7 protein-coding genes are annotated in these 8,161 nt (G+C 67.8%); 1 reads left to right on the forward strand and 6 read right to left on the reverse strand.

The features are described 5' to 3' along the window. The 3 genes from DID96_RS37075 to DID96_RS37085 form a co-directional block, all read right to left on the reverse strand. A partial coding sequence (locus tag DID96_RS37075) for an acyl-CoA dehydrogenase N-terminal domain-containing protein (RefSeq protein WP_185732495.1) occupies positions 1–253 on the reverse strand: 253 nt, incomplete at its 3' end. 326 nt (positions 254–579) lie between these two features. Continuing rightward, positions 580–1,641: an AraC family transcriptional regulator gene (locus DID96_RS37080; protein WP_260464167.1), complete on the reverse strand. Its 1,062-nt coding sequence runs from the start codon at positions 1,639–1,641 to the stop codon at positions 580–582. Positions 1,642–1,840: 199 nt separating this feature from the next. Then, positions 1,841–3,475: an AMP-binding protein gene (locus tag DID96_RS37085; protein ID WP_124604207.1), complete on the reverse strand. Its 1,635-nt coding sequence runs from the start codon at positions 3,473–3,475 to the stop codon at positions 1,841–1,843. A 357-nt stretch (positions 3,476–3,832) separates the two neighbouring features. Between DID96_RS37085 and DID96_RS37090 the strand changes: the two genes are divergently transcribed. Beyond that, positions 3,833–4,963, forward strand: coding sequence for an AraC family transcriptional regulator (locus tag DID96_RS37090; protein ID WP_124604209.1), 1,131 nt, complete (start codon positions 3,833–3,835; stop codon positions 4,961–4,963). Between the two features lie 17 nt (positions 4,964–4,980). On the opposite strand, the gene DID96_RS37095 is transcribed toward DID96_RS37090, so the two are convergent. The 3 genes from DID96_RS37095 to DID96_RS37105 all read right to left on the reverse strand — a co-directional run. Continuing rightward, positions 4,981–6,504, reverse strand: a complete 1,524-nt coding sequence (locus DID96_RS37095; RefSeq protein ID WP_124604211.1) for a HAMP domain-containing sensor histidine kinase — start codon at positions 6,502–6,504, stop codon at positions 4,981–4,983. After that, complete coding sequence (locus tag DID96_RS37100) at positions 6,501–7,223, reverse strand: response regulator transcription factor (protein ID WP_124604213.1); 723 nt, start codon at positions 7,221–7,223, stop codon at positions 6,501–6,503. Before DID96_RS37100 ends, DID96_RS37095 begins: the two co-directional genes overlap by 4 nt. 213 nt (positions 7,224–7,436) lie before the next feature. Continuing rightward, positions 7,437–8,161: aldehyde dehydrogenase family protein (locus DID96_RS37105; RefSeq protein ID WP_124604215.1), on the reverse strand; the 725-nt coding region annotated here is incomplete at its 5' end.

Genomic DNA, 8,161 nt, shown 5'->3' on the forward strand with positions numbered 1-8,161 from the left:
CGAACTGGCGGAACGCTTCCTTGAAGCCCGGCGTCGCGGTCACCTCGCCGTCCTTCCAGCTGCTCGGGTTGCGATCGCCGTCGACGTTCAGCGGCGCCAGCACTTCGCCGCAGAATTTCGCGGATTCGTCGAGCACGGCCTGCGCGGTGTCGAAGCCTGCGTCCTCGAAACCCGGCAGCTGCGCGACGGCGTCGATGCCGGCCAGTTCCTTCAGCACGAACAGCATGTCCTTGACGGGGGCGGTATAGCTCATGGTCGATCTTCCAATCAGGCGGTGAATGTGAGGCGCGCCCCGCGATCCGATACGGCAAAATCGGCCAGCGGTTGGCGACGTTTGGCAAATCCTAACCCCAAGCAGGCGGATTCCCATTGTCAAATCCGGCCCACGTACTGACAAAACCGGCCACGCCGTGCGTTGCAGCAATTCGCGAAATTTCGCAAGTTGACGCGACTCGGCCACCAGTTGACCATCGGAGTCGCGCAATTCACCATCGATCCCCAGCAAACCGGACCGGACTTCCTTCGACACGAAGCGTGCGTGGATCGGCCCTGCATCGCTGCGCCTGCGCGTCGCGACACCTACGCGCGCCGCCGATAAGTCCCGGGTGTGCTGCCCGTCCAGTGCCGGAACGCGCGATGAAACGCGCTCGGGTCGTCGAAGCCGAGGTCCGCGCCGATCGCCGCGATCGTATCCTGCGTATCGGTGAGCCGCTGGATCGCGATGTCGCGTCGCAGTTCGTCCTTCAGCACCTGGAACGTCGTGCCTTCGCCCAGCAGGTGCCGGCTCAGCGTGCGCACCGAGCAGTGCAGGCTCGCGGCCGCCTGATCGATCGTCGGCAGGTCGGGCAACTGACCGGACAGATACTGCCGCACGCGATGACAGACGAGCTGCTCGCTGAACGACTCGAAGATCCAGTCGCCGGGCGCGCGGGCGAGGAACTTGCGCAGGTTGCGCTTGCTCTGCCGGATCGGCGCGTCGAGGTAGCTCGCGCTGAAGCGCATCAGCGTGCGGCTGCAGTCGAACTGCACGGGCCCCGAGAAAAAATACAGGTGATCGACCGCATGGCGCGGCCGCGGGCACGCGAGTTCGATTTGCAGCAGCGGGATCTTCTGGCCGATCAGCCAGGAACCCACGCCGTGCACGAGTTTCAGCATCAGCTCATGGCCAAGCGGACCGATCGGGCCGAAGGCCGGATTCGGCCGGATCACGACCTGCCCGAGCAGGTCGTCGCGCTTCGATTCGACGAAGAAATCGTCAAGGACGAGATGGAAGAACTGCCCGAAGCGGTGCAGCGCGGTTTCGAGGTTGCGCGCGTCGAGCAGGCTGAGGCACAGGTATTTGAGCGTGCCGCCGCGCAGCGGGCGCGAGAAGATACCGGGCATCTCGTCGTCGAGGTCGATCGCGAGCGTGCGATACAGCGTCGAGAACTGCTCCTCGGTCACGCGCGCATTCGGTTCGCCCTGCAGTTCGCTCGGGATGCCGGCCCCGCGCAGGTAGCGCTGAATCACGTCGGGTTGCAGGCCCGCGCTCGCAAGGAAACCGTTGACGAGGGAAATCGGCACCGTCGCGCTCGGCGGCGTCAACGGACGGTCAGGCTGGGAAATACTGGAATCTGGGCCGGTCATGGCGTACACGTCCAACGAACCGCTGGCATTGTACTTGACCCGGCGCGGGCGGACGGTGCGCGGCCCGGCAGGCGCCGGCGCGGTGCGCGCGCGTCCGCCCGCCTGCGGCGCGCCGTCCGGGAATGGCCCCGCACGGCGAGAGCGCGGCGGCGCGCTCACGCGGCCGCCCCGATGCCGCGCCGCCTTCCCCGCCTTCCCCGCCCTCCCCGCCGCGTCACTCGACGCTGGAGAGTTCCCGCCGCAGAATCTTGCCGACGGTCGATTTCGGGAGACGCTCGACGAAGCGGACCACCTTCGGCACCTTGTACGCGGCGAGGTTCGCACGGCAATGCGCGATCAGGTCCGCTTCGGTGATTGCGGCGTCCTCCGCCGCGACGACGAACAGCCTGACCGCCTCGCCCGTCTTCTCGTCCGGCACGCCGATGCACGCGCATTCGGCAACGCCCGGGAACGCGGTCGCGACCGCTTCCACCTCGTTCGGGTACACATTGAAGCCGGACACGATGACCATGTCCTTCTTGCGGTCGACGATCTTCAGGAAGCCCTTGTCGTCGAACACGCCAATGTCGCCGGTGCGGAAGTAGCCGTCCGCGGTGAATGCCTTCGCGTTCGCTTCCGGCTGTTGCCAGTAGCCGCGCATCACCTGCGGGCCCTTCACGCAGACTTCGCCGGGCGCGCCGATTTCCGCCTCGCGGTCGTTGTCGTCGAGCAGCTTCACGTCGGTGGACGGCAGCGGCAGGCCCGTCGTGCCCGTGAATTCGGTGATGAACTGCGGGTTGAACGTGACGACGGGCGACGTTTCCGACAGCCCGTAGCCTTCGCGGATGTAACAGCCCGTCACGGCCTTCCAGCGCGACGAGATCACGTCGATCACCGCCGTGCCGCCGCCCGCGGACAGCGTCAGGCGCGACCAGTCGACCTCCGTCAGGCGCGGGTGGTTCGCAAGCCCCGCGTACAGCGTGTTCACGCCGACGAACACCGTCGGCCGCGCGGCCTTCAGCAAGTCGATGAACGCGTCGATGTCGCGCGGGTTGGCGACGAGCCAGTTTTCCGCGCCGATCGCGAAGTAAGACAGGAAGTTCACCGTCAGCGCGAAGATGTGATACAGCGGGATCGCGGTGACGATGACTTCCTCGCCCGGCCGCTGCGCATCGGACACGAACGCGCTGAACTGCGCGATGTTCGCGATCAGGTTGCGGTGCGACAGCGCAGCACCTTTCGACAGCCCCGTGGTGCCGCCCGTGTACTGGAGCAGCAGCAGGTCGTCGCCGTCGAGCGTGACCGGTTCATAAGCGAGCCGCTCCCCTTCGGTGAGTGCGTCCGCCAGCGCGATCGCGTCGCGCGGCAACGCTTCGCGCGCGTCGGCGGGCACGTCGATGACGCCGAGATCGTTACGGCCCACGGTGAGCACGGTCCGGATGCGCGTGTTGGCGATCACGTCCGCGAAAGTGCGCGTCGAGCCGCCGCACACGACGATCGTCTCGACGCCCGCGTCGTTGAGCTGATGCTCGAGCTCGCGCGCGGTGTAGTGCGGATTGACGTTGACCTGGATCGCGCCGATTTTCGCGACGGCGATGAAAACGACCGGAAACGCGAACACGTTGGGCAGCATCACGGCCACGCGATCGCCCTTGCGGATCCCGACGACCTGCTGCAGATAGGCGGCCAGCGCGGTCGACAGACGGTCGACGTCCGCGTAGGTCAGCGTCTGGCCGGCCGTGCGGAACGCCGGCTGGCCGGCAAAGCGGCGCATCGCGTCGTCGAGCAGCGCAGGTAGGGAGGAGTGACGATCGGCTTCGATCTCGGCGGGGATCGAGCCATATGACTGGATCCAGTGTCTCTTGATCATGTAGGTATCCTTGGGCGGCCGGCGCGCCGGTTTCGCGCATCGCGGGAACTGCTCCCGGATCGATGCTGGCGCCGCTCGATCGACGCCCGTCCCGCCCGGGCGCAGGCCGTCTCACGAACGCCGACTATCGCCCACCGGCCGCGCGTTGCAAATGATCGACGCGGCCGCAAAGATGATCGAAACGGACAACACGCACATTCGCGAGCGTCGGCGTGGCACTCCGCTCCGCCGCGTGCACCGGGCGATCCGGCCGGTGTGCAGCGGCCGCACTCAGGGTGAACCCTGATGCGACGCGGCGCGTTCGGGAGCAGAATCGCGTACCCGGAATCGATATCGAATCGGACTCAGGATACAGTCATGCCGCACGATGCGCTGTTGAAACCGAAGCAGACAAGGCCACCCGGCGACCGGTTGCCGAGCGCCACACCGCCCGCCATACAGCCCGCCGCACCGCCCGCCGTGCTGCGCGAGAAACGCTTCTCGCCGTCCAAGCTCGCGGTGCTGCTCGCGGTCGCGTCGGACCTGGGGATCGATCCCGACGCGGTGCTTGAAGGGACCGGCCTCGATACGGCCGCCGTCGCCGATCCGTTCACGCTGACGTCGTCGCAGCAGTTCCTGACGGCCGCGCACAACGCGATCCGCGCATACGGCGGCCCCGATCTCGGGGTGCGGGTCGGGCACCGGCTGCATGCGTCGAGCTACGGGATGTATGGCTACGCGATGCTGTGCTCGGAGTCGATGGCCCACGCGTTCGAGTCGGCCGTCAAGTATCACCAGATCGCGAACCGCATGCTCGAGATCCGCTGGGTCGCGCAGGGCGACATGGTGTCGTGGCTGTTCCCCGACCGGGACACGACGCCGCTGCCCTGTCTCGACGAGCCGTTGTACCGCTTCCTGATCGACATGCAGTTCGCGTTGCACGTGACGATCATCAAGGACGTGATGGGCACGTGGTGCGTGCCGGCGCGTGCGCAGTTCACGCAGCCGGAGCCGCCGCATGCGGCGATGCTGTCCGACGCGCTCGAATGCCCGCTGGCGTTCGATCAGCCGCGCAACCTGCTCAGCTACCCGGCCGCGTGGATGTCGCGCGCGCCGCAGCTCGCCAACCCGATGACCGCCGCGCAAGTGTCGTCGCATTGCGCGCACCTGCTCGACGAACTGCGCACGCAGTCGGGCGTCACGCGCCGCGTCTATCAGGAGCTCACGCGCACGCCAGGACAGTTTCCGGACATCGACGCGATCGCGCAGACCCTGTGCATCACCGCGCGCACGCTGCGCCGCAAGCTCGAGGCCGAAGGCACGTCATACAGCGAACTGCTGACGAGCGTGCGCAAGGCGCTGGCGATCGACTACCTGAGCACGACCTCGCTCAGCACCGAGGACATCGCGGCGACGCTCGGGTTCAGCGATGCGGTCGGTTTCCGGCATGCGTTCAAGCGCTGGACCGGCAAGACGCCGAGCGACGTGCGACGCAATCGGGGGACGTGAGCGGCGCGGCCGACGTCTCAGCGCGCCGCCCCGGAACGGTTCGCGGCGTCGCCCGCGCCATACGCCACCGGCAAGGCAAACTCGAACACCGCCCCCCGCCCGGCCCGATCGATCAGCCGGATCGCGCTGCCATGCAACAGCAGCATCCGGTGCACGATCAGCAGCCCGAGCCCGCCGCTCAATGCCGCGCCACCCGCACCGCCCGCGCTGATCGGCCGCTGCGGCCGCTGGAACAGGCCTTCGCGCCGCTCCGGCGGAATCCCCGTGCCGGTATCCGAGACCGTCACCACCACCTTGCCGTCGCGCAACTCGAGGGCGATCTCGATCTCGCCATGTTCGGGCGTGTGCCGCAGCGCGTTGTCGAGCAGGTTGGTCAGCACGCGCTCGATCATCCCGAGATCCGCCGACACGTTCGGCACGCGCGCCGGAATCTGCGCGCGCAGCGTGACATCGCGCGCCTTCGCGGCCAGCTCGAACTTCTGGAACACGTCCTGCACAAGATCGACGAGCGAGAAATCTTCCGGCGCCGGCTGCACGCCGCCCGATTCGAGCCGCGCGAGTTCGAACAGCGCCTGCGCGAGCCGGCCGACCTTCGCGCTCTGCGCGAGCGCGATCGACAGGTAGCGCCGGCGCTCGACGTCGTCGAGCGTGCCGGCCTTCAGTGTCAGCGTCTCCAGATAGCCGTGCAGCGATGTGAGCGGCGTGCGCAGGTCGTGCGAGATGTTCGTGATCAGCTCGCGCCGCTGCTGGTCCTGCCGGCTCAGCGCGCGCCATTGCTCGCCGATCCGGTCGGCCATCTGCGCGAACGCCGATTCGAGCACCACGATGTCGTCGCCGCGCCGGCCGGACGCCGAGCGCGGCACGGGCGGCTGCGTGTCGGGTTCGCCGTTGGCGTCGAAGCGGCGCATCGCATCGGTCAGCCGGCGCAGCGGCCGCGTAATGAAGCTGAACGCGGTCAGGCCCGCCAGCAGGCCGAGCAGCGCGACGAGCGCCATCGACCACAGCGTCGTGCGCAGCACGTTACCGGCGTCGAACCGCGCGGCGAGCTTGTCGTGCGCCTCGCCGAGCAGCACCACGTAGATGTAGCCCGCCGGCGCCTGCCCCGCGCGGCGCAGCGGCGCCGCGCTGAAGATCTTGTGCGCATTCGGGCTGCGCGGGTCGTCGCCGAGGATCGGCAGCGGCTCGCCCGCCAGGAAGCGCTGCACCGGCGCGAGATCGACGCGGTCGCGCTTCACGTGCCCGGGCGGCGCATCGTCGCCCTTGATCCGCCCGGCGTTGTCGAGCAGGTACACCTCGACGCTCGGGTTCACGCCCATCAGCTGCCCGAACAGCGTGCGTACGGCGTCCGGGCGCAGCCCGTTCGCGTCCATCAGCGGCGTGATGTTCGCGATGTGCGCGGCAAGATCGCGCGACAGGCCCTGCACGACTTCCATTTCGCGCATGTCGTTCGCGCGGATCTGCAGCCACGCCGACGCGCCCGAGCACGCGAGCAGCAGCACCGAGAACACGAGCGACAGCCGCTGGGTGAGCGTGAGCTTCATGGCGCGTCCCGCTGCTCCGGCGCGGCCAGCTTGTAGCCGCGGCCCCATACGGTCAGGATTCGCGCGGGCTCGGCCGGATCGGCCTCGATCTTCGCGCGCAGCCGGTTGATGTGCGTATTGACGGTGTGCTCGTAGCCTTCGTGCTGGTAGCCCCATACGGCATTCAGCAGGTCCATCCGCGAGAACACCTTCCCCGGATGCCGCGCGAAGAAATACAGCAGGTCGAACTCGCGCGGCGTCAGGTCGATGCGCACGCCGTCGACACTCGCCTCGCGTGCGATCGGGTCGATCGACAGCCCCGCGACGTCGAGCGTGCCGGCATCGATCCGCGAATCCCGCGCGAGTGCATCGACGCGGCGCAGCAGCGCCTTGACCCGCGCGACCAGCTCGAGCACCGAGAACGGCTTTGCCAGATAGTCGTCGGCGCCCAGTTCGAGGCCGAGGATCCGGTGCACCTCGCTCGATCGCGCGCTGGTGATGATGATCGGCGTATAGCGCTGCATCCCGCGCGCGCGCCGGCAGATCTCGAGGCCGTCGACGCCCGGCAGCATCAGGTCGAGGATCAGCGCGTCCCAGTTGCCCTGCTCGAGCAGCCGCAGGCCCTCGGCGCCGTCCGCGCTGTGCACGACCTCGTAGCGCTCGTCGCGCAGGTGCAGGCTCAGCACGTCGGCAATGTCGGCGTCGTCCTCGACGATCAGGATGCGTTTCGGGTGGTCCATGGCGGGTTGGCGGCGCCGCGCGGCGCGTCAGGGTCAGGGTCAGGGTGGATAGCGGCGGGATGCCGCCCTGTCGCCATTGTGCAAAATTTTGCAGCGGGGAGTGATCACAATTAATTTATCTTTGGCTGGCGAGCGCGCGTGGATGTCGGCGGATTGCCGGGCAGATTGACTGCGCGCCTGATTGCTCAAGCGCCACGGTTGCGATTTACCTGATCAAACCGCCAGGCAGAGGTATTTGACGACGACGTAATCGTCGATCCCGTAGTGCGAACCTTCCCGTCCCATACCGGACTGCTTCACGCCGCCGAACGGCGCGACTTCGTTCGAGATCAGGCCCGTATTCACGCCCACCATCCCGTATTCGAGCGCTTCGGCGACCTTCCACACGCGGCCGATGTCGCGGCTGTAGAAATACGCGGCAAGGCCGAACTCGGTGTCGTTCGCGAACCGGATCACTTCGTCGTCGCTGCTGAACTTGAACAGCGGCGCGAGCGGGCCGAACGTCTCGTCCTTCGCCACCTTCATCGCGGGCGTGACGCCCGTCAGCACGGTCGGCTCGAAGAAGCCGTGGCCGAGCGCATGGCGCTTGCCGCCCGTGACGACGGTCGCGCCCTTCGCGAGCGCGTCCTCGATGTGCGCCTCGACCTTCAGCACGGCCGCTTCGTTGATCAGCGGGCCTTGCGTGACGCCCGGCTCGGTGCCGCGCCCGACCTTCAGCTGGCCGACGGCTGCCGCGAGCTTCTCCGCGAACGGGTCGTACACGGCCTCGTGCACGTAGAAGCGGTTCGTGCACACGCAGGTCTGGCCGCTATTGCGATACTTCGATGCGATCGCGCCCTGCACGGCCGCGTCGAGATCGGCGTCGTCGAACACGATGAACGGCGCGTTGCCGCCCAGCTCCAGCGACACCTTCTTGACCGTCGGCGCGCACTGCGCCA

It is taken from the genome of Burkholderia sp. Bp8963 (genome assembly GCF_003854275.1).
Classification (GTDB): Bacteria; Pseudomonadota; Gammaproteobacteria; order Burkholderiales; family Burkholderiaceae; genus Burkholderia.

Bases quoted from the DNA above. Each gene is read 5' to 3' on its own strand.
- DID96_RS37100 (WP_124604213.1), bottom strand. From the start codon at position 7,223: ATGGACCACCCGAAACGCATCCTGATCGTCGAGGACGACGCCGACATT.
- DID96_RS37090 (WP_124604209.1), top strand. From the start codon at position 3,833: ATGCCGCACGATGCGCTGTTGAAACCGAAGCAGACAAGGCCACCCGGC.
- DID96_RS37085 (WP_124604207.1), bottom strand. From the start codon at position 3,475: ATGATCAAGAGACACTGGATCCAGTCATATGGCTCGATCCCCGCCGAG.
- DID96_RS37095 (WP_124604211.1), bottom strand. From the start codon at position 6,504: ATGAAGCTCACGCTCACCCAGCGGCTGTCGCTCGTGTTCTCGGTGCTG.